Origin of the sequence: Neisseria flavescens (assembly GCF_001618065.1) — a bacterium.
Lineage (GTDB): Bacteria > Pseudomonadota > Gammaproteobacteria > Burkholderiales > Neisseriaceae > Neisseria > Neisseria flavescens_A.
Genome location: NZ_LAEI01000002.1, coordinates 109,064 through 127,943, shown reverse-complemented (window position 1 = coordinate 127,943; position 18,880 = coordinate 109,064). Strand labels below are relative to the sequence as shown.

The 18,880-nt window shown below is 48.1% G+C and carries 17 protein-coding genes, 3 tRNA genes and 2 pseudogenes; 12 read left to right on the top strand and 10 right to left on the bottom strand.

The window, feature by feature from the left end; translation table 11 throughout:
* The 7 genes from TW89_RS01275 to TW89_RS01245 form a co-directional block, all read left to right on the top strand.
* The coding region (locus tag TW89_RS01275) for a type VI secretion system Vgr family protein (protein WP_164836678.1) at positions 1-860 on the top strand (860 nt) is incomplete at its 5' end.
* On the top strand, positions 860-1,633 hold the full coding sequence (locus TW89_RS01270) for a hypothetical protein (protein ID WP_128580294.1): 774 nt from the start codon (positions 860-862) through the stop codon (positions 1,631-1,633). The genes TW89_RS01275 and TW89_RS01270, both read left to right, overlap by 1 nt.
* A gap of 47 nt (positions 1,634-1,680) precedes the next feature.
* A complete protein-coding gene (locus TW89_RS01265; protein WP_128580293.1) occupies positions 1,681-2,175 on the top strand; it encodes a DUF3304 domain-containing protein in 495 nt (164 codons plus the stop codon).
* A gap of 45 nt (positions 2,176-2,220) precedes the next feature.
* The gene (locus tag TW89_RS01260) at positions 2,221-2,844 is read left to right on the top strand and encodes a DUF2235 domain-containing protein (RefSeq protein WP_128580292.1); all 624 of its coding nucleotides are present in this window, start codon (positions 2,221-2,223) and stop codon (positions 2,842-2,844) included.
* Complete coding sequence (locus TW89_RS01255) at positions 2,781-4,229, top strand: phospholipase effector Tle1 domain-containing protein (protein WP_283114206.1); 1,449 nt, start codon at positions 2,781-2,783, stop codon at positions 4,227-4,229. The genes TW89_RS01260 and TW89_RS01255 overlap by 64 nt, the downstream gene beginning before the upstream one ends.
* 81 nt (positions 4,230-4,310) lie before the next feature.
* Positions 4,311-5,069 carry a hypothetical protein gene (locus tag TW89_RS01250; protein WP_128580290.1) on the top strand — a complete coding sequence of 253 codons (759 nt, stop codon included), beginning with the start codon at positions 4,311-4,313 and terminating at the stop codon, positions 5,067-5,069.
* On the top strand, positions 5,035-5,538 hold the full coding sequence (locus TW89_RS01245) for a hypothetical protein (protein WP_128580289.1): 504 nt from the start codon (positions 5,035-5,037) through the stop codon (positions 5,536-5,538). Before TW89_RS01250 ends, TW89_RS01245 begins: the two co-directional genes overlap by 35 nt.
* A 301-nt stretch (positions 5,539-5,839) precedes the next feature.
* Here the strand turns inward: TW89_RS01245 and TW89_RS01240 are convergent.
* The 10 genes and pseudogenes from TW89_RS01240 to folD form a co-directional block, all read right to left on the bottom strand.
* A pseudogene (locus TW89_RS01240) lies at positions 5,840-7,335 on the bottom strand (subtype B tannase).
* A gap of 288 nt (positions 7,336-7,623) precedes the next feature.
* A pseudogene (locus TW89_RS01235) lies at positions 7,624-9,098 on the bottom strand (surface lipoprotein assembly modifier).
* 156 nt (positions 9,099-9,254) lie between these two features.
* The gene (locus TW89_RS01230; RefSeq protein ID WP_004520945.1) at positions 9,255-9,626 is read right to left on the bottom strand and encodes a hypothetical protein; all 372 of its coding nucleotides are present in this window, start codon (positions 9,624-9,626) and stop codon (positions 9,255-9,257) included.
* A 171-nt stretch (positions 9,627-9,797) separates the two neighbouring features.
* On the bottom strand, positions 9,798-10,493 hold the full coding sequence (locus TW89_RS01225; protein ID WP_128580296.1) for a M48 family metallopeptidase: 696 nt from the start codon (positions 10,491-10,493) through the stop codon (positions 9,798-9,800).
* A gap of 65 nt (positions 10,494-10,558) precedes the next feature.
* Positions 10,559-11,290 (bottom strand): lysophospholipid acyltransferase family protein, encoded by a 732-nt coding sequence (locus TW89_RS01220; protein ID WP_128580288.1) that lies wholly within the window; start codon positions 11,288-11,290, stop codon positions 10,559-10,561.
* A gap of 71 nt (positions 11,291-11,361) precedes the next feature.
* Entirely contained in the window at positions 11,362-11,940 is a 579-nt protein-coding gene (gmhB, locus tag TW89_RS01215) for a D-glycero-beta-D-manno-heptose 1,7-bisphosphate 7-phosphatase (RefSeq protein ID WP_128580287.1), read from the bottom strand.
* A gap of 11 nt (positions 11,941-11,951) precedes the next feature.
* Positions 11,952-12,404, bottom strand: a complete 453-nt coding sequence (locus tag TW89_RS01210; protein ID WP_128580286.1) for a cell surface protein — start codon at positions 12,402-12,404, stop codon at positions 11,952-11,954.
* Positions 12,405-12,496: 92 nt separating this feature from the next.
* On the bottom strand, positions 12,497-13,738 hold the full coding sequence (locus tag TW89_RS01205; protein ID WP_128580285.1) for an aromatic amino acid transporter: 1,242 nt from the start codon (positions 13,736-13,738) through the stop codon (positions 12,497-12,499).
* Between the two features lie 129 nt (positions 13,739-13,867).
* A complete protein-coding gene (locus tag TW89_RS01200; RefSeq protein WP_128580284.1) occupies positions 13,868-14,941 on the bottom strand; it encodes an AI-2E family transporter in 1,074 nt (357 codons plus the stop codon).
* Between the two features lie 84 nt (positions 14,942-15,025).
* Entirely contained in the window at positions 15,026-15,877 is an 852-nt protein-coding gene (gene folD / locus TW89_RS01195) for a bifunctional methylenetetrahydrofolate dehydrogenase/methenyltetrahydrofolate cyclohydrolase FolD (RefSeq protein ID WP_128580283.1), read from the bottom strand.
* A gap of 201 nt (positions 15,878-16,078) precedes the next feature.
* Between folD and TW89_RS01190 the strand changes: the two genes are divergently transcribed.
* The 5 genes from TW89_RS01190 (at position 16,079) to TW89_RS01165 (ending at position 18,869) form a co-directional block, all read left to right on the top strand.
* A tRNA-Pro gene (locus tag TW89_RS01190) sits at positions 16,079-16,156 on the top strand.
* Between the two features lie 27 nt (positions 16,157-16,183).
* Positions 16,184-16,260: transfer RNA gene (locus tag TW89_RS01185), tRNA-Arg, on the top strand.
* Between the two features lie 9 nt (positions 16,261-16,269).
* Positions 16,270-16,345 (top strand) — tRNA-His (locus TW89_RS01180).
* Between the two features lie 260 nt (positions 16,346-16,605).
* Positions 16,606-17,112 (top strand): adenylyltransferase/cytidyltransferase family protein, encoded by a 507-nt coding sequence (locus TW89_RS01170; RefSeq protein ID WP_128580282.1) that lies wholly within the window; start codon positions 16,606-16,608, stop codon positions 17,110-17,112.
* On the top strand, positions 17,109-18,869 hold the full coding sequence (locus tag TW89_RS01165) for a bifunctional biotin--[acetyl-CoA-carboxylase] ligase/type III pantothenate kinase (RefSeq protein WP_128580281.1): 1,761 nt from the start codon (positions 17,109-17,111) through the stop codon (positions 18,867-18,869). Before TW89_RS01170 ends, TW89_RS01165 begins: the two co-directional genes overlap by 4 nt.
* The last annotated feature ends 11 nt before the right edge of the window (positions 18,870-18,880 follow it).

Sequence of the window (18,880 nt, the reverse complement as noted above, 5' to 3'; positions counted from 1 at the left end):
AGGAACACATCAAACTCGCCACCGACTATCAGAAATCTCAACTCAACCTCGGCCATATCGTCGACTCAAATCGTGATAAACGCGGAGAGAACGGCGAAGGCTTCGAACTCAGAACCGACGGTTGGGGTGCCGTACGGGCGGGTAAAGGTATCTTTATTAGCACCGATAGTAAAAGTCCTGACAATAAAGTATTGGATATGGACGAAGCATTAGAGAAGTTGCGTCGAGCTGTTGAAGAGGTTGAAAACCTTAATAATGCAATACAGGCTGCTAGAGCGGAATTAGCCGATATAGAGGATCAAAAAAAACAGTTAACAAATGTCTATCAACAATTGCAACAACAAGCTATCGTGTTGAGTGCGCCTGATGGGATTGCTGCAGTTAGTTCGGGTAGTATACAGCTAACAACAGAAAATAATCTTTTACAAGTTAGTCAGAATAATACCGATTTGCAGTCCATGAATAATCTAACTGCTTCTGCAAAAGAAAAAATCAGTTTATATAGTTATAACGGTGGAATGCAAATTTACTCGTCGAGACAAGATATTGATATTCAGGCTCAAGGTGGAGAATTAAAGCAAACTTCTAAAGGGCAGATGACGTTGATGAGTACTGATAATAAAATCGTTTTGGCAGGGAAGGAAGAGATTTTATTGACTAGTGGTACAGCTTATATCCGTATCAAGGATGGGACAATTGAAATGGGATCTCCAAATCAGATTTGGCATAGAAGTGGAGGACTCATAGAAACGGGTGTGAATACGTTGGATTATAGTTATCCCCAATTTTCTGAAGCAGTTTGTAAAGAATGTTTGAAGAAAGCCTTGGAAAACGGAAGTCCGCTGGCAGGAAGGGAATAATGCATTATTTACATTCAGCTCCTGATATAGAGGTAATTGAGGAGGCAATTAGTTGGGTTGGGCAGAGAGCTCACGAAACCATCGTCTTGATAGATGGTTCTATGTTAAATGATGATGAGCGGGCAATTTTCGAATTAGCTGGTTTTTCGCGATTATGGCAGCGTGGACACATATTTTCCGACGTAGAAGAATTAGGGCCACTTTTTATTCGTGCGGAACACTTATCTTTGGATGATTTTGGATGGTTGAGGGGGATTTTGAAGAATTATGCGGCAGAATTACCCCTTATCAGTTTTATACGGATAAAAAACAACGCTCCCAATAAGTGGCCAGATATTTTAACTTGGATAGCAAATGTACATACAGAAGAAGGATTAGCATTGTTATTAAGGTATTTTGATACCCGAGTACTTTCCATCATATTTAATCCACAGAATAAATTTTTTACTGCTTCACAAGAAGCTGCTATTGCTGGTGCGATCGAGAAATTTGCATGGATAAACCGCTTTGGGAAATTTTGCAGTTATACCCCTGCCTATAGTAATCAGGCGGCAACTGCGTTAATTTTAAATGATCATCAATTGGAAATGCTGTACAGTCAAAGTCTGCCCGATCAGATTTGGGCAGAAATACAGAAAAATAATCCAGGCAACAGTACGGACTCTGCAGCAATATATAGCAGGATTTTTGAATTGTTGGAGAAAACGGATGTAATACAGGGAAGCTTTACTAATTTGGTTCAGTTTATCCGAAAAAATATCAAAGATGTTTGAACACGCCATTTTGAAAAATTTAACTGTAAGAAATTAAGGAGTAAACAATGAATATGAAAAAGCTTATTACTTTATTGTTCATGGGATTATCTGCCCTGCTTGCTGCATGCAGCAGCCATTCCAATACTATTGGCCTTTCCGTCAAAGTATATAACCATACGTCTAAAGCTATTAATTTCAATATGACTGATGCAACTAAAAAAGACTGGAAAGGGGGGGAATTAGGCTATGAATGGGGAGCAAATGGTGGAGGAGTATCTGCATACCATTCAACTTCAGGGAGTGGGTGGAGGGTACCCGATAAATGGGATCCCAATTACACCATTTTTTTCCAATGGGCGGGTAATGATGAGATCTATACCAAACCGAAACGGGCATTTGTCAAACTGCCGAAATATGAGGATAAAGATTTATTTTATTTGGCGATACACTTTTTTCCTAATGACACCATTAAAGCTTTTGTAACTGCTAAGACGCCTGATTACCCTGATTATCCTTACGGCTGGGCAGAAAATGATGATCCTAAACGGAAAAGAAAATAGGTAAATGTCATTGAGTTTAGGAATAGTTAAGAAAGGAACAGAAAAATGCCGACAGGAGTAGTACAAAAATTTTCCTGCCAGAAAGAAATCCGATTTGGATTATTTTTTGACGGTACGGGAAATAATAGATTTACTGATGAGAAGAAAACCAGAGTATATCTTAAAAGGCTTAATGTTGATAATTATGATTCGCAGCAGTTGCAAAAAATTACTAGTTATTTAAGCAATGTAGCGAAACTATTTTTGTTGTTTGATGAGAATAATGAAAACTCTTTATATAAAGAATATATTCCTGGCGTAGGCACTCCCTTTTCTGAAAATGAAGAAGGTAATCCCAATGAGGGGGCAGGTAGTATTTTGGGCTCCGCACTTGGCTACGGAGGAAATGCACGACTTTGTTATGCTTTTTGGAGACTTTATTCAATTATAATGAATAAAGAAGGGCTTGAGAATGGGATTAATTGGGAACAAAGCAAGCGTCCAGACAAAATTGAAAATAATGTTGATACTTTTCCTGAATATCTGAATAAGCACTTAAGGGAAACTATTGAAAAGTCAGGAAAAAAAGGAAGAAAACCAGCAAGGTCAGCAAAATCATCCTGTATGTGTTCGGCTTTTCGCGCGGTGCAGCAGAGGCTCGCAGTTTTGTCAACCGCCTTTCCCGATTGAGTGGTAGCTCGCCTGAGCAGTTGAAATTTGGCGGCATTGATGTTGAAGTAAAGTTTATGGGTATTTTCGACACTGTAGCCTCGGTAGGCATGGTCGATATCAAGTCATTCCGTGGTAACGGTATTCTGCCTCGTTGGTTTGGTAGTTTAGTGGATGGTCATTGGTCTTGGGCTTCTCCTGAAAATCTAGTTGTACCGGATAATATTCGCTGTGTACACTATATTGCCGGTAATGAGGCTCGAGCCTGTTTTCCATTGACTATGACGGAGCATCAAGGTAATCATACTCTTAAACTTTATCCTGGAGCCCATTCGGATGTAGGTGGTGGTTATGGGTTTATGGAGCAGGGTAAATACGATATGTCTGTTATACCCGGTAGAGAAATGTATGATGAAGCTATTAGTGGAGGTACTCCATTTAAAGATCTAATGCCTTACAATATCAACCAGATGAAATTAGATGATGTACATACTGATTATGGTGAGATATTAGCGCACCATGATTTTTTCACAGCGTTTAATGCAATAAAAGATGATATGAGTAAGATGCTTAAAGGGATTGGCGTTGCGCAAGAAGGAGGAGATGTTTGTACTCATGCTAATAATATTGCTCAGTATAACCAAAGTTATTTAGTGTACCGAGGCATTATGTTACGTAAGATTTCCCTTTCAAATAAGACTCCATCTAAATATCAAACTCAAACTAAAACTTGGTATGGTAGCTCACAGAGTGTTCCTCGTTTTGAGTGGCAGGATTTTTATCTTCGCGCAAATGGTGATGCAGAGAGGACGCAAGCTCAAGAGTCGACTAAGAAACCAATTTCCGAAGTGCCTGCGATGTCGCTCAGTAAAGCAGAGAAAAAACGTGAGAATGAATTTGATCCAGATAAATTGGAGCAGCATTTGGAGAGGCAGCCGCCAAATTCTAATTCTGTGATTGGGCTTAAGGTGGTTAATGATCTGTTGGAAGAAGGTTTGAGTGTTTTTAATCGTCGGTGGTTATCTACCTTTGGAGTTAAACATAGCTATCATCCAACTGTAAAAGGTATTTTGGAAAAATATCGGGAGAGGCCTCGTATATATCTTGATGAAAAAAATGATGAATACGAAAAAGATTTATATGGGGAGAAAGCTATAAAACTGTTTTATAATGACTATGTTCATGACTCTCAAGCTAGTTTTTATATTGGTATGGGATTGTTGGAATATAGTGGTAGGGTTAGGATAGGCAGTAGTTATTGGCCGACCTTTGTTTTTGGTAATGGTCAAGGACTTGCACGCTATCGGGGAATTTATCGTATTGAGGGCAATACAGCTACTTGGATGAAATACGAACCCGAAGGAGATATTTCTCAACATATTGGATTGAATGGTAAAGCGAATTAACCCATATCTGAAAGAGTTGCCGGAAATGGAGATATCCGTTTTCGGCATCTTTGTTATTTAATTTTTTAAAATTTTTAAAATATGAAACGAACCCGTTGGGCAATCCCTGAAATTCCAGAATTCAAAGCCCCCAAACCAATAAATTGGCAGAAATGGTTACTTATTCTTATAGTTATTTCTATTGTTGGTGTATTGGTTGCTATAAGTATGACCTATTCTGGTACCCCATTGATTACTGGATTAGGTATTGCTGCACTTCCTCCTTTGCTCGTGTGCTTAGTATTTTTCTATTTGCAGTTCAGTTATAAATATAATAAACAGCAGCAACATGAAGCATGGGAAGTGGAAAAAGAAAATATCCACCGGAAATGGCAGCAGTGGGCGCAGATGTATTGGCATGTTAATGATTACACTCTTATTTTGCCAGATAATATAGATATTACTAAAATTCCTTTAATAGATGCTGTTAGTAGTGGAAAAATCCGTCATAATTTTCAGCAAGTAATTACTCCTTTTTCATTTTTTGATACGGGAAAGGATTTATTTGCCAAACGTTATGATAAGAAAGAAATTATTTTGGAAAAAATTCTTTTCCATCATTTGCCTGATTTAGAAAAAATACAGGATTTAGAGGGTGAAAATCTAAAAATTATTATTGTGGAGGACAAATTTTATAGTGAGAAAGATCTAATAAATCGTCGTTTAGGAGAAAATAGCGTTGATTTAGTAATCCGTTTATTAAAAGAACAAAATTGTCAAAAAATACCTGATATCCTACTAAAAAATGCTGCAGATTTTCAACCTGATGAAATTCAGGATTGGTTGGAAAAGAAAAATTAAACATGCTTTGATCATTGCTTTATCTGTAAACAGTACTAATGCTAATGAAGCAGCATGTTCCCTGTTACTTGGAAAAACACTAATTCGAGAAGAATTAATTAAAATTCGTATGCTTCGATCCAATAGTACGATTAAGGGAAACTTAAATGAAATGCTTGAACAAATAATCCAATATCAATTGGACAAACAGTTATCTTTGGGATTATGGTTAAGTAATATGGATTCGAATAGTCAGGCTGAGTTGATACAGGTATTATATAAACATAATATTGATTTGATTTCGTTTGATTCTGCTCATTCAATGAATAATTTAGATATGTTGTGTGGTAACTTGATACCAATTCAAGGGTGGATTAATTTAGTTAGTGCGGCAAAATTTGTTGGGGCAGGAAAAGGTAATCAATTAGCTATTACACAGATAGATGGACGATACGGGACACATTTTTTTCATTCTGTTTTAGATATATGATTCCTTGTTTTGGGAAGTAGTTCCCATCAAGTTTAATTGATTTTATTCTTAAAAAATTTATTCTAAGATATTAAATTTAAAAGATATTTTTAAATTTTAAGCTTTTATTTATGAGTTAGTATTGATAATAAAGGGTTAATTTAAAAGTTTTGAGTAGATGTTATATTGAATATACATATATAGTATAGACAGTATGATAAATTTAGAAATTTAATAATAAGAGGCCATCTGAAATATTCAGACGGCCTTTTTCCAATTAAAACGGGATACCAAATCTCATCTCAATCCATGTTGCGAATGCTTATTTTGTAGAGCTGCTGACTTGTTTCATCCAGGCAAATAGTTCGTCCAAGTCATAATCGCCGCCGTGGCCGACATCCCAAGGCAGGGCGTAGTCGACGGTTTGGCTGTTGTTTTGCAGTTTGGCGGCTAAGACGGCGGAGACTGCCAGTGAGGTGTCGCGGTCGTTGGTGCCGACACGGATGCGCCAGTTTTGCGGCAGGTTTACGCCTGGTTTGCCGATGTAGTTGAGCGGGTTCATGATTTTGATGGTTTCTTCATCTGCGATTTCGGCGTTGGCGGCGGTATTGTGTTGCATGGAGAACGCGGTGAAGTGGCGTTTGTCGACGGTATTGGTGCCGAAGAGTTGGTTTTCGCCTGTGCTTAAATCTACGCCGTCAAAGGCCGGCGGTGTTTTTTGGCGGCCGGCGGCTTTGGCGTAGGCATCGAAATCGACGGAGACAACTTTGCCTTTGCGGACGGTCAGCCAAGTGCGGTCGCTCAGGTCTTTGCCTGCATCAAGCTGGGCTTGTGCGGATTTGGCAATTAAACCGGCAATATGGTTTTTAAAGCTGCCGTTGCCTTGGGCATCCAGTGTCAGGGGTTTGCCTTCGGGGGATTTCAGGTTCAGGCTGTTGAGGTATGCGGGGTATAGGGGTTTGAGGAGGTCGGACAGTTTTTTCTCGTCATCGGTCAGCGTGCCGGCAACCAGCTCGCGTTTGACGCGGTAGTCGAGCATGGAAATGTTCATTTTTTGTAGTCGTTGATACCGTTGAACTGCCATTCGTAAGCCATGTCGGCATGATCCAAATCGGTAATCGGGCAGTAGGCGGATACGGCGAAAACTTTGTCGCTGCCGTCTGCCGCACCTAAGGCTTTGAGGTGGTTTTCGTAATCTTTTTGGTCGGCTGTCGCGCCTAAGAGGGCAGACATCGCGCCGCCTGCGCTTGTGCCGTTGGAAATGATTTTTTCGGCGTTGCCGGGCATAACTTTGTCGTTGGCTTTCAGGTAACGGACGGCGGCTTTCAAATCGACAATGGCGGCAGGTGCTTTGCCGGTGGGTTCTGTCCGGCCGCGTGCGCCAGGGGATGCGACGACGTAGCCTTTGGAGAGGGCAACCAGGGCGGCGTTAGGCGATTTTTGGCCGTCTTCAGGCTCGCCGCGTTTGCCTTCTAAAGCGGGTTTGCCCGGTTCGGCAGGCATATAGCCGCCGATTTGGTTGGGTAGGAAAATCGGTGCGGTTTCGGCGTTGAAACCGCCTATCTCGCCGCCGTTGTAATAGGCTTCAGGTACATAAATATTGATGATTTCGTAACGGGTATCGACAGGATTGCGGACGTAAACCACGCCTTCGTAAGCGCGGAATTTGACGGCTTGACCGTTCACTTCGATGCTTTGTTCGGTGTATTTTTGTTTGGAGAAATCTAGGTCGTAGGTATCCGCGGTTTTGACGGAAGCGCAGGCGCTCAATCCCAGCGCGACAGAAACGGATAAGAGGGTTTTGTTTAGGGCGTTCATCATCATACTTTCTGAAGAGGTAAGCGGATATGATAACGAATACTTAGGCCGTCTGAAACGCCAAGTCGGGTTTCAGACGGCCTGATTTTTTTGTAGCGTTATGTAGTGTTGTACGGTACGTTGTAAAGTAATATGGCTTAAACTTCATCTATTTGATAAATATGAATTTAATAAGACATTATGCCTTAAAAAATCTATTGATTCGGTATCTGTAAAAGTTTGAATCTGTCTTGTAAATCAATATGCAGGACAGGCATTTTTGCTTTATCTACAGATTGGTTCTACTTGTCAGAACGTTTTGCTCAATTCGACAAACATTTTGGTTTTGCCGTATTCGTAGAACTTGTCGTTGCTCCATGTTTTGTTGTGGACAATGGTCAGACGCGGGGTGATGCCTTTGAAATGGAGGGCGCGGTGCCATACGCTCAGGGAGGCGGAGGCTTCTTTGTCGCGGCGGTTTTGTTCGTTGCTGAAGAAGCTGGGGGCTTGGTAACGGCGTTGGGCGGCGCTGAGGCGTAGGACGGTGGAGAGGCCTTTGGGCCATTCTTGTCCCCATGTGGTGCGCAGGGCGTAGCGGTTGAAGCTGTCGCCTTTGTCGTCGCGGTTGCGTTCGCGGTAGAGGTCGATACCGGCCACCCAGTATTGGCGCGCGTTGCGGTAGTACACGATGGAATTGCTGAGCAGCTGGCTGGTATTGTTGGAATGCTCGCGGCGGCTGTTTTTCAGACGGCCTGCTTCAAATGCGCTGAGGGTTTGCAGCTTGGGTTGCCACCAATGGTTGTAGTGGAGGCGTGCGCCGTTGGTGTAGGTGTAGGGGTCGTTGCCGTAGAAGCGGCGCTCGTGGAACGGGGTCATGCCGACGTCGTTGCGCTGGTCGGCATAGCCGATGCCTGCCGAGAAGCGTGTGGTGAGGTCGTTGTAGTTGGTGTGTTTGGGATAGATTTTGCCGTAATGGTCTGCGCCTGCCGTGGCATAGAAGCCGTGAGGCAGCGACCATTTTTTTCTGCACCGATTTGGTAGTGGACGGCGGTGGCATCGATGGGTTCGGGGAATGTCCAGCCTCGGAAGCAGTCGTCGTCGGGATAGATAAGGCGCACGGCGCGGCATTGTTCGTCGCTCAGGTGGTTGCCTAGACGGCGTTGGCCGGGAGCTTGGTTGATGTTTTGTTCGCGTATGATGTTTAAGCCGGCGTTGAATTGCCATGAGTCGCGTTCGCGCAGGACCTTGCGGTAGGTTTCGAGGCGTTCTTGCAAGGCAGGCGGGAGGGATTCGGTTTGCAGTTTGTCGAACTGGTCGGCCGCGGCTTCGTTTTGTTTGTCTTCAAACAAGGCGGTCGCAAGCTGCCAGCGGACGGCGGAAGCGTCGGGCTGCTCGGCGATAAAGCGGCGGTAATGGCCGACGGCTTCGGCGGCGCGTCCTTCGGATTGGGCAAGCAAACCTTTGGCATAGCGTGCCATGGCGCGGTCGTGTTCTGGCCATTGTTCGTAAATGGGCAAAACGGCTTTGATGCCGGGGATGTTGTGGGCGACGACGGCGGAATACATGGCGCGTGCCAGTAATTCGGTGTTGGCAAGCAGGGTGTCGGCATCGACGTTGATGATTTTTTCAGACGGCTTGTTTGTCTGCTCGGCAGGGATGTCGTGCGTTTCAGGCTGTTGGGGTTCGGCTGTGTTGACTTGAAGCTCGGGTTTTACGTCAGGCGGCACATCGGCGGCTTGAAGGGAAAGGGGAAGGATGGCGAGGAGGAGCAGACGTTTTTTCATGGCAATGTTTGGGATGTTATCGGTATAAGTGGGCAGATTGTACAATGTTTTGAGTCGGAAATTTTGCAAACCGATTGCCATTTTATCCGATAAAGACAACAAAAGGCCGTCTGAAACCTGATGGGATTTCAGACGGCCTTTGTTTGCGAGTCAGATTTAGTTTTTGTCCAAGTCCAAATCGGCTTTGTATTCGATACGGCCTTGGCCTTTGTCTTCGATGGAAACGTCCAGCTCTTGTTTGCCGCGTTTGAATTTCAGATCGGCATCGTCGTGTTTGATTTCAGACTCAACCACATGGAAACCTTTGCTGCGCGCGTGGGCGATCACTTTTTTGGCCAAGGAAGGAATGGAATTGCGTTGGCCGGAAAGTTCGGCTTCGTATTCAAATTCGCCGTCGCCTTGATGATCGGCTTTGATGGTGTGCGCGCCATCCGGACGGTAGATTTCGGAAGGCAGCGGGGAGGCGAATGCCGTGGCGGAGAAAAGAGCCAAAATGCCGGTGGCCAGTAACGATTTTGCTTTGGTCATCGGTTTTCCTTTCTGAAAAGGGTTTTGAGAACGACATCATCTTATCGGCAGGTATGAGGGGCGGCAAGCGGATAAACCTGATTTTACGCGCGGCTACATGATTTGTTTGGAGGGCGTTGATTCTTTGCTTTGGGCTGGTGTTTGCTTGCAGAAAAATGCTGCTGGAAAGACTTAGCCGAGGTGGAACAATTCGCCGCCGTGCGCCTTCAGCCATTGTTCGGCTTGGTCGACATGAGGCGTGAGCGAGTGGGTCAGAGCCCAAAACGCAGGGCTGTGGTCGGGATGGCGCAGGTGGGCGAGTTCGTGCAGGCAGACGTAGTCAGCGACATATTCGGGCGCGCCGATGAGCCGCCAGTTGAGGCGGATGCCGGTGGTGTGGCGGCAAACGCCCCAGAAGGTTTTGGCGTTGGAAAGGGAAATGGCGCTCGGGGTCAGGCGGGTGGTTCGGATATGGCCTTCAAGGCGCGGCAGCAGATATTCGCGCGCACGCTCGTGCAGGAAGCGGCGCAAATGGGTGAGTTGGGTAGCGGTTTCTTTTTCGGGCAACAGGATTTCAGACGGCCTGATTTGGATGTGGTTTGCCGTGTGGACGGACAAGGCCGTCTGAACGCCTTGATACCAAATCCATTCGGGAAGCGTGTCGGTGGGTGTTTGTCGGGCCGGTGTTTTGTTTAGGGTGCGGCGCAGGAGGGCTTCATTGTCGTTCAGCCATTGGGTAAAGGTGCGCTGGGTAACAAACGGCGGGATATTGATGCTGACGGTATCGGCGGAAACGGGGCGCAAGATGAGGTTTTTCTTGGCGCTGCGTTTGAGCTGGATATGAATGGTCAGGCCGTCTGAAAGAGTGTGGGTATGGAGGCGGGGCATGATATTGATGGAAATATTGGACGGCATGAAAAGGGCGGGCATAGCTGCCCACCCGATGGAATGATTTATTTGGTTTTGGGCGCGAACGGGCCTTGTCCGGTAATCAGGGGCTGTTGGCTTTCAATCCATTGCTCGCATTGGGCCATGAGTTCGGCTTCATTGCCGTTGTTGTGGGCAATGGGTTTGCCGATGATGACGCTGACCGTGCCGGGGTATTTGAGGAAGGAGTTGCGCGGCCAAAACTCGCCGCTGTTGAGCGCGACGGGGACGATGTCCATCTCAAACATTTTTGCCATACGCGCGCCGCCGAGCTTGTAGCGGCCTTTTTTACCGGGCGGCAGACGTGTGCCTTCGGGGAAAATGGTAATCCAATAGCCTTCGTTTTTACGCGCAAGACCTTGTTCTAAAAGTTGTTTGTTGGCTTCGCGGCTGTTGCTGCGGTCGATGCCGATGGTTTTAACCAGCTTCAAGCCCCAGCCGAAGAAAGGGATTTTGAAGAGTTCGCGTTTTGCAACATAGACTTGCGGCGGAAAAATCTCTTGCAGGGCGAGGGTTTCCCAGCCGCTTTGGTGTTTGGCGCAGATGATGGCAGGGCGGTCGGGAATGTTTTCCGCGCCGCTTAAGGTGTAGTTCAAACCGATGATGTGCTTGAGCGACCAGTTGAGGATGCGCACCCAAACTTGCGCCATTTTGTGTGCACCGCCTTGGAAGGGCAGGGCAAGCAGCATAAAGGGGAACAGTAAAATAATGCTAGAGGAAAGGATGAACCAGTAAATCAGGTTGCGGATAATCAGCATATCGGGGAAAAGTCTGTCGTTAGAAGGCCGTCTGAACGCCGTTGTCGGCTGGTTTCAGACGGCCTTGTCATTTATAGGATGGCTTGCGCGGCTTCTTCGATTTGTGTGTTTTCACGCATGATGTATTGCGAGAAAGCGAGCAGGTTGTCGAAGACTTGGGTGTGTTCGGGCAGGTCTTGCTCGTGTTTGGCCAGCGTTTTTTTGCCTTTGCCGGTCAGGACGAGCGCGGATTTGCCGCCTGCGGCATCAATGGCTTGCAGGTCGCGCAGGCTGTCTCCGACCAGCCAGGTTTCGGCGGCATTGGCCTTGAAGCGTTCGATGATGTCGATAATCATGCCGGGCTTGGGTTTGCGGCATTCGCAGTTGTCGGCGGCGGTGTGTGGGCAAAACCAAATGCCGTCGATGGTGCCGCCTGCCTGAACGGCAAGGCGGTGCATTTTCGTGTGCATTTCGGTTAGGTCTTGCACGGTAAAGTATTTGCGGCCGATGCCGGATTGGTTGGTGGCCACGGCGATGGTGTAGCCTGCCTGCGTTAAAAAGGCGATGGCATCCATGCTGCCTTCGATGGGAATCCATTCGTCAACGGATTTGACGAAATCGTCGCGGTCTTGATTGATGACGCCGTCGCGGTCGAGGATGATGAGTTTCATGGTGAGGGCTCTTATTTTTCTGCTTTCAAACTGCTTTTCCATTTTTCAAAGGCCGTCTGAAAAACGGGTGTCAGTTTGGCGAAGGTTTCCGGGGTGTTTTTGACGTGGTAGAAGCCGCCGAGCGAGGGCGTGTCAAGGGCGAGGACGTAGTCTTCCATAAATGCGCCGTAGCCGTCTTCTTCGTCGGTGTAGTAGAACTCGGTAAACCGTTGGCCGAGTTCGGTAAAGTCGTCCGCCGTTAATGCGCCGTCCATGTGTTTGAGCAGGAAGTGCCGTCCGCTGATTTTGCCTGCAGTCATGGCGGCGAAGTCGGCTGCGGTTTCGGGGGCGGTTTGCCAGACGGGGTTGACGAGGCCTGCCTGCGCCGCCCACTGCCAGTACATGCCGATGTGGGTGGCGGCGTTTTCAGGCGGTAGCTGGTCGGGATAGTCTTCGTCGAGATGGAAACGGATATTGTCGTACATGGACGGTGTTCGTTGGGGAAAGGGGGTATTGTAGCGGAAAATAATGAATTAGGCCGTCTGAAAGCGGGTATTTCAGACGGCCTTAAGGGAATTTAACCTTTAAATACAGGAACAAGCTCCATTTTGTTTAAGCTCCATGCCAGTATATTGACGATACCGAAGAGAGCTACCCAATAAATTAGCCATGCACCTCCATAAACAGTGTAAGTTTTGCTTTTGCCAAATTTCTGACGGGAATGAAACAGTAATAAGATTGGTGTAGAGCAGGTCCATACGGTAGCAACGAGTCCAACATAGCCAATGGCCGTGACAAAGCCAGTAGGAAAAAGCAAGCAGGAAATCAAGGGGGGGAGGAAAGTAACAGCTGCAGTTTTGGTGCGTCCTGAGGTGCTATCGTTCCATTTGAATATATCAGCAATGTAATCAAATAGTCCGAGAGTTACGCCCAAAAAGGACGTAGCAATTGCCATGTAGGAAAAGAAAGACAGTATTAATGCCATGTTACCGGTAGGAACAAATTTTGATAGTGTTTCGATGAGGATAGACACTTGGCCATCAGCGGCGATAACCGGTGCGAACTCGCTGCGCGGCAGGTTGCCTTGGATGGCGATTTGCCAGAGGACGTAAATCACCAAGGCAATCAGCGTACCCGACCACAGGGATTTGGCTACTTTGGGCGCGTCGCCTTTAAAGTATTTGAGCAGGCTGGAAACGTTGCCGTGGAAACCGAATGAGGCAAGGCAAACGGGCAGGGCGGTAGCGACATAAATCCAGTAGCTGGTGCCGGCAGGGGCTTGGGTGTCAAACAGGACAGGCATTTTGGCATCGGCAATCAGGCCGCCGGTTGCCCAAATAAAGGTCAATACCATGCCGCCGATGAGGATGCTGGTGAAGCGGTCAACCAAGCGTGCGGATGCCCAAACGCAAAAGGCGAGAATGCCGAAAAAGACGAGTTGGCCGACGGTCAGCGAAATTTCGCCGCCTACCGCGCTGCCGATGCCTTTGGCGGTCAGGTCGCCGCCGACGAAGATGTAGGCGTAGGTGAGCAGGTATAAAACGAAGGCGACGGCAACGCCGTTGATGACGTTCCAAGCCGGGCCGAGCAGGTCTTTGACCATGGTGTCGAAGCTGGCGCCGTGCGGATAATGGGTGTTGACTTCCAAAATCATCAGGCCGCTGGAGAGCATGGAAAACCAGGTGTACAGCAATACGGCCAGCGAGCCGGCAAACCATACGCCGGACGTGGCAGTCGGGTTGGCAAGCATGCCTGCGCCGATAACCGTACCGGCGATAATCATCGCGCCGCCGAATAGGGAAGGGTTTTTGGTTGACATTGTTTATCTTTCTTCTAGAAATGCGTGGCTGCCATTATGCCGTAAAGTGTAAGAAAAGGTAAAGCAAAGGCCGTCTGAAAACCCGATTGTCGTTTTCAGACGGCCTTTGATGTGTATAAACGCAACTGATTAAATCAATTTTCGCAGTTTCAATTCGTTTTTCAGATACGCGTAATAAACCGGTGCGACGATGATGCCGCCGATGCCGAAAATGCGTTCAAAAACGACCATCGCCACCAGCAATTCCCATGCGCTGGATTCGATTTCCGAGCCGATGATTTTGGCGTTGAGGAAGTATTCGAGCTTGTGGATGACAACAAGGAACACCAGCGAGGCGAGTGCGACGTAAAGCGATGCGCCGAGGCTCAAAATAATGATGATGGTGTTGGAAATCAGATTGCCCGCCACCGGAATCAGGCCGACGATAAAGGCGACGATCAGGACGGTCATTTTAAACGGCAGGTCAACGCCGAACAGCGGCAAAACCAAGTAAAGGTATAGGCCGGTCAGGAAGGTGTCGATCAGCGAGATTTTGACTTGGGCGAGGAACACGCGTTCAAAGCTGGTTTCAAAATTAACGATGCGGTGCACCAATTCGGCTTTAAACAATGGCATTTTGCGGCGGTTTTTGCGCATTTTCAGGCGGTGGAAACTGAGCATGGCGCCGATGATGATGCCGATGAGGATGTACACGAAGGACGTGATGCTGTTTTTACTGATACGGGTCAGCGCGGCGCGGTACTCTTCAATCAGTTTGATTGCCGAGGCTTTGATTTCGGCCATATTGTTGGGCAGCATATTGAGAATGGCTGCAGGCAGGTCTTGGCTGTTTTTGGTGTCTTCCAAAATCGCCGCCAGCTTGGCCAACATAAAGCCGACATGGCCGCCGTGTATCAGGTGGTAAATGCCCAAAGACATCATCGTGATGATGCTGAACACGATGGCCAGAGTCAGCGTGGTGGAGATCAGGTTGATATTGTGCGCATTGAGCGATTTATGCAGCCGCGTGTTGCGCGGCAAAACACGGCGGCGGAGCTTGAGGATGACGCCGTTGGTGCGCGTAATAAAGATATAGGTCAGGATAACCGACAGCAGTAGCGGCAGAAAATGGTAGTGCAAGACAATCAGCAAAGCCAAACCCATCAGGATATAGGAAGCATTGCGGAAAGTCGGGTTGTCGGTGTGGGAAGAGAATAAGGACATGTGAAGCCAATAAGGTAAAAAGCAAAAAAACAGGTAAGGCCGTCTGAAAAACCATGTTCAGACGGCCTAACTTAATGACAGCGATTAATCGTGCAATGAGGCCGCGTGTACCGTGTTTTCCAACAAAGTGGCAATCGTCATCGGGCCGACGCCGCCGGGAACGGGCGTAATCATGGACGCACGTTCTTTGGCGACATCAAACTCGACGTCGCCGCACAGGCTGCCGTCATCCAAGCGGTTGATGCCCACATCGATAACGACTGCGCCGGGTTTGACCCATTCGCCTTTAACGAAATTCGGAATGCCTACGCCGACCACCAAAATATCTGCGGCGGCAACTTCATCGGCAAGGTTTTGCGTGGCGCTGTGGCAAATGGTTACCGTCGCGCGGGACAGCAGCAATTCCAACGCCTGCGGGCGGCCGACAATATTGGACGCGCCGACGACGACCGCTTTTTTGCCTTTCGGGTCGATGCCGTAGGCTTCCAACAAAGTCATCACACCTTTGGGTGTGCAAGGGCGCATCAGCGGCATTTTGACGACCAGGCGGCCAACGTTGTAAGGGTGGAAGCCGTCCACATCTTTATGCGGCTCGATACGCTCCAAAACCGCTTGGCTGTCGATGTGTGCCGGCAGCGGCAGTTGCACCAAAATACCGTCGACGGCAGGGTCGCCGTTTAATTCGTCCACCAGTTTCAGCAAATCGTCTTGCATGGTTTCAGACGGCAGCTCATAAGAGCGCGATTCGATGCCGCTTTTTTGGCAGGCCAGTTTTTTATTGCGTACATAAACCGCGCTGGCAGGGTCGTCGCCAACCAATACCACCGCCAAGCAAGGCGTGTGCAAACCTTTTTCCTGACGCGCTTTTACCGCCTGCGCGACCGCCTCGATGCGTTGCTGGGAGATTTTTTTTCCGTCTATAAGTTGTGCAGCCATGATTTTTCCTCCTCAATAGGGATAAATATTGCGTTTAAATTATCGCATTTTTCAGACGGCCTGACACAAAAGAGTAGCCCTGATTGTGAAACATAAAAATAAATAACGATTAAAAATAATAAGATAATCAAAAAATGAAAAAATAAAGCAAAGTAGATGTTGACCGGGTTAAAAAGGGTCTGTATAGTTCAGGTCTTCAGTCGGGGCGTAGCGCAGCCCGGTTAGCGCATCTGCTTTGGGAGCAGAGGGTCGTGAGTTCGAATCCCACCGCCCCGACCACAAAATTCTTAGCACGAATCGGCATGAGCGCCCGTAGCTCAACCGGATAGAGCACCGACCTTCTAAGTCGGGGGTTACAGGTTCGATTCCTGTCGGGCGTGCCAATTTTTACGGTGGCTGTAGCTCAGTTGGTAGAGCCCTGGATTGTGATTCCAGTTGTCGTGGGTTCGAGCCCCATCAGCCACCCCAGATGAAAGCCTGCATATTGTATGCAGGCTTTTTTCCGTTTATGCCCGAATTTCACTTCAGATTTAATTGGGTTTCAAAAATAGTATTTATCAAACCGTTTCATCATGGCATCGGCAAAAATGGCGTTTGCTGTGTTATCAAATGTCAATGAATACGCAGTCAAGCCCGAATATTGTACCGTTCGGTATCTTTTTATGGCGTTTCGCCGTTATCATTTATAATACCCCGATTATTTTCTGTTTCATTCCCAAAGGAACCGCATCATGTCCGAATGGTCAGCTCCAGAATTTGAATCCAAAATCTGTCCGCCCGAAAAGCTGGCGGAGCGTTTGGCGGCATTGCCCCGTCCGCTGGTGTTTACTAACGGCTGTTTCGATATTCTCCATAGGGGCCATGTAACGTATCTGGCGCAGGCGCGATCGGCCGGTGCGGCTTTGGTGCTGGCGTTGAATACCGATGCTTCGGTGCACCGTCAGGGCAAAGGGGACGACCGCCCGATTAATCCTTTGGAAAACCGCGCGGCAGTGGCAGCTGCATTGGCGAGCGTGGATTTGGTCACATGGTTTGATGACGATACGCCTGCCGCGTTGATTGAAATGATCAAACCCGATGTATTGATTAAAGGCGGCGATTGGCCTGTGGATAAGATTGTCGGTGCGGCCGAGACGTTTGCGCGTGGCGGCAAAGTATTTTCGATTCCGTTTTTACACCAGACTTCGACCACCAAAACTTTGGCGAAAATCCGCGAAGCCGGAGGAGGCGAATGACGGATTTGAACAGCCGCCATTGGGCTTTGCTCGCCGCGCTTTCAGACGGCCTGCCGCAACACGTTTCTCAGTTGGCGCGAGTGGTCGGGATGAAGCCGCAACAATTAAACGGATTCTGGCAGCAGATGCCGGGCCATATCCGCGGTTTGCTGCGCCAGCATGACGGGCAATGGCGCTTGGTGCGCCCTTTGGCTGTGTTTGCCGAAGAATCTCTGCAACAAATGGCCGGAAAACAGGGTTTTCGTGCGCAGTTGAAACACGAATGTTCGTCCAGTAACGATGAAATCATGGCATTGGCGCGCCAGTCGGCAGATTTGGCGCATAAGGCCTTGTGTGTGGCGCATTTTCAAACCAAAGGCCGCGGACGGCAAGGGCGAAATTGGGTCAACCGACAGGGCGAATGCCTGATGTTCAGCTTGGGCTGGGCATTTGACAAGCCGCAGTATGAGCTGGGTTCGCTGGCGTTGGTGGTGGCATTGGCTTGCCGCCGTGCGCTTGCCGATATCGGTTTGGACGTAAATATCAAGTGGCCGAACGATTTGGTCGTGGCCAATGAGAAATTGGCCGGTATTTTGATTGAAACGGCGCGGGTAGAGAATAAGACTGTCGCCGTCATTGGCATTGGCATTAATTTTGTATTGCCGAAAGAAGTTGAAAACGCCACTTCCGTGCAGGCCTTGTTTCAGACGGCCTCTAAGCAGGGTGTAAGCGCCAAAACTTTATTGAATGCGGTATTGGTGCAACTTGATGCGCTGTTGAACGAATACGCGCCAAACGGATTCGCGTCATGTGTCGGCGAATATAATGCTGCCAACCGCGACACAGGCAGGCCGGTCTTGCTGCTTCAGGAAGGACGCATTGTACACGAAGGCGTAGTCAAAGGCGTGGATGCGCAAGGCGCGTTGCGTTTGCTGACAGACAAGGGCGAGAAAACCATCGTCAGCGGCGAGATCAGTTTACGTCCGGATAACCGCCCGGCACAACCTGCCGCGACTAAGCCGGAACGCTTTTTGCTGCTGGACGGCGGCAACAGTCAGTTGAAATGGGCGTGGGTAGAGAACGGCACATTTTCCGAAGTCGGCCGCGCGCCGTATCGTGATTTGACCCAGCTGGGTGAAGAATGGCTGCAATTTGCCGATGAAGATGTGAAGATTGTCGGTTGCGCTGTGTGCGGTTCGGTCAAAAAAGCGATGGTTGAAGAACAATTAACCCGTCCGGTCGAATGGCTGTCTTCCATGCCGCAGGCTTTGGGTATCCGCAACCATTACCGCCGCCCTGAAGAACATGGCTCCGACCGCTGGTTTAATGCGCTGGGCAGCCGCCGCTTTACGCAAAACGCCTGCGTCGTCGTCAGCTGCGGTACTGCCGTAACCACCGATGCGCTGACGGAAGACAATCATTATCTCGGCGGCACCATCATGCCCGGTTTTCACTTGATGAAAGAGGCGATGGCGCTCAAAACCGCCAACCTCAACCGCCCCATCGGCAAGGTATATCCGTTCCCAACCACAACGCCGAACGCCATTGCCAGCGGCATGATGGATGCCGTTTGCGGCGCGTTGATGATGATGCATGGCCGTCTGAAAGACAAAACGGGTGAGGGCAAACCAGTCGATATCATTATCACCGGCGGCGGCGCGGCCAGAGTCATGCAGGCGCTGCCGGAGTCATTCGTTCATGACAATCAAGTGAAAATCGTCGATAATCTCGTGATTCACGGGCTATTGCATTGGATTGCCCATCGCAACGGACAATAAAAAGGAAAACG

Coding starts and splice junctions, on each gene's coding strand:
- TW89_RS01270 (WP_128580294.1), top strand. CDS start 860: ATGCATTATTTACATTCAGCTCCTGATATAGAGGTAATTGAGGAGGCA.
- TW89_RS01265 (WP_128580293.1), top strand. CDS start 1,681: ATGAATATGAAAAAGCTTATTACTTTATTGTTCATGGGATTATCTGCC.
- TW89_RS01260 (WP_128580292.1), top strand. CDS start 2,221: ATGCCGACAGGAGTAGTACAAAAATTTTCCTGCCAGAAAGAAATCCGA.
- TW89_RS01250 (WP_128580290.1), top strand. CDS start 4,311: ATGAAACGAACCCGTTGGGCAATCCCTGAAATTCCAGAATTCAAAGCC.
- TW89_RS01245 (WP_128580289.1), top strand. CDS start 5,035: ATGAAATTCAGGATTGGTTGGAAAAGAAAAATTAAACATGCTTTGATC.
- TW89_RS01230 (WP_004520945.1), bottom strand. CDS start 9,626: ATGACCAAAGCAAAATCGTTACTGGCCACCGGCATTTTGGCTCTTTTC.
- TW89_RS01225 (WP_128580296.1), bottom strand. CDS start 10,493: ATGCCCCGCCTCCATACCCACACTCTTTCAGACGGCCTGACCATTCAT.
- TW89_RS01220 (WP_128580288.1), bottom strand. CDS start 11,290: ATGCTGATTATCCGCAACCTGATTTACTGGTTCATCCTTTCCTCTAGC.
- gmhB (WP_128580287.1), bottom strand. CDS start 11,940: ATGAAACTCATCATCCTCGACCGCGACGGCGTCATCAATCAAGACCGC.
- TW89_RS01210 (WP_128580286.1), bottom strand. CDS start 12,404: ATGTACGACAATATCCGTTTCCATCTCGACGAAGACTATCCCGACCAG.
- TW89_RS01205 (WP_128580285.1), bottom strand. CDS start 13,738: ATGTCAACCAAAAACCCTTCCCTATTCGGCGGCGCGATGATTATCGCC.
- TW89_RS01200 (WP_128580284.1), bottom strand. CDS start 14,941: ATGTCCTTATTCTCTTCCCACACCGACAACCCGACTTTCCGCAATGCT.
- folD (WP_128580283.1), bottom strand. CDS start 15,877: ATGGCTGCACAACTTATAGACGGAAAAAAAATCTCCCAGCAACGCATC.
- TW89_RS01165 (WP_128580281.1), top strand. CDS start 17,109: ATGACGGATTTGAACAGCCGCCATTGGGCTTTGCTCGCCGCGCTTTCA.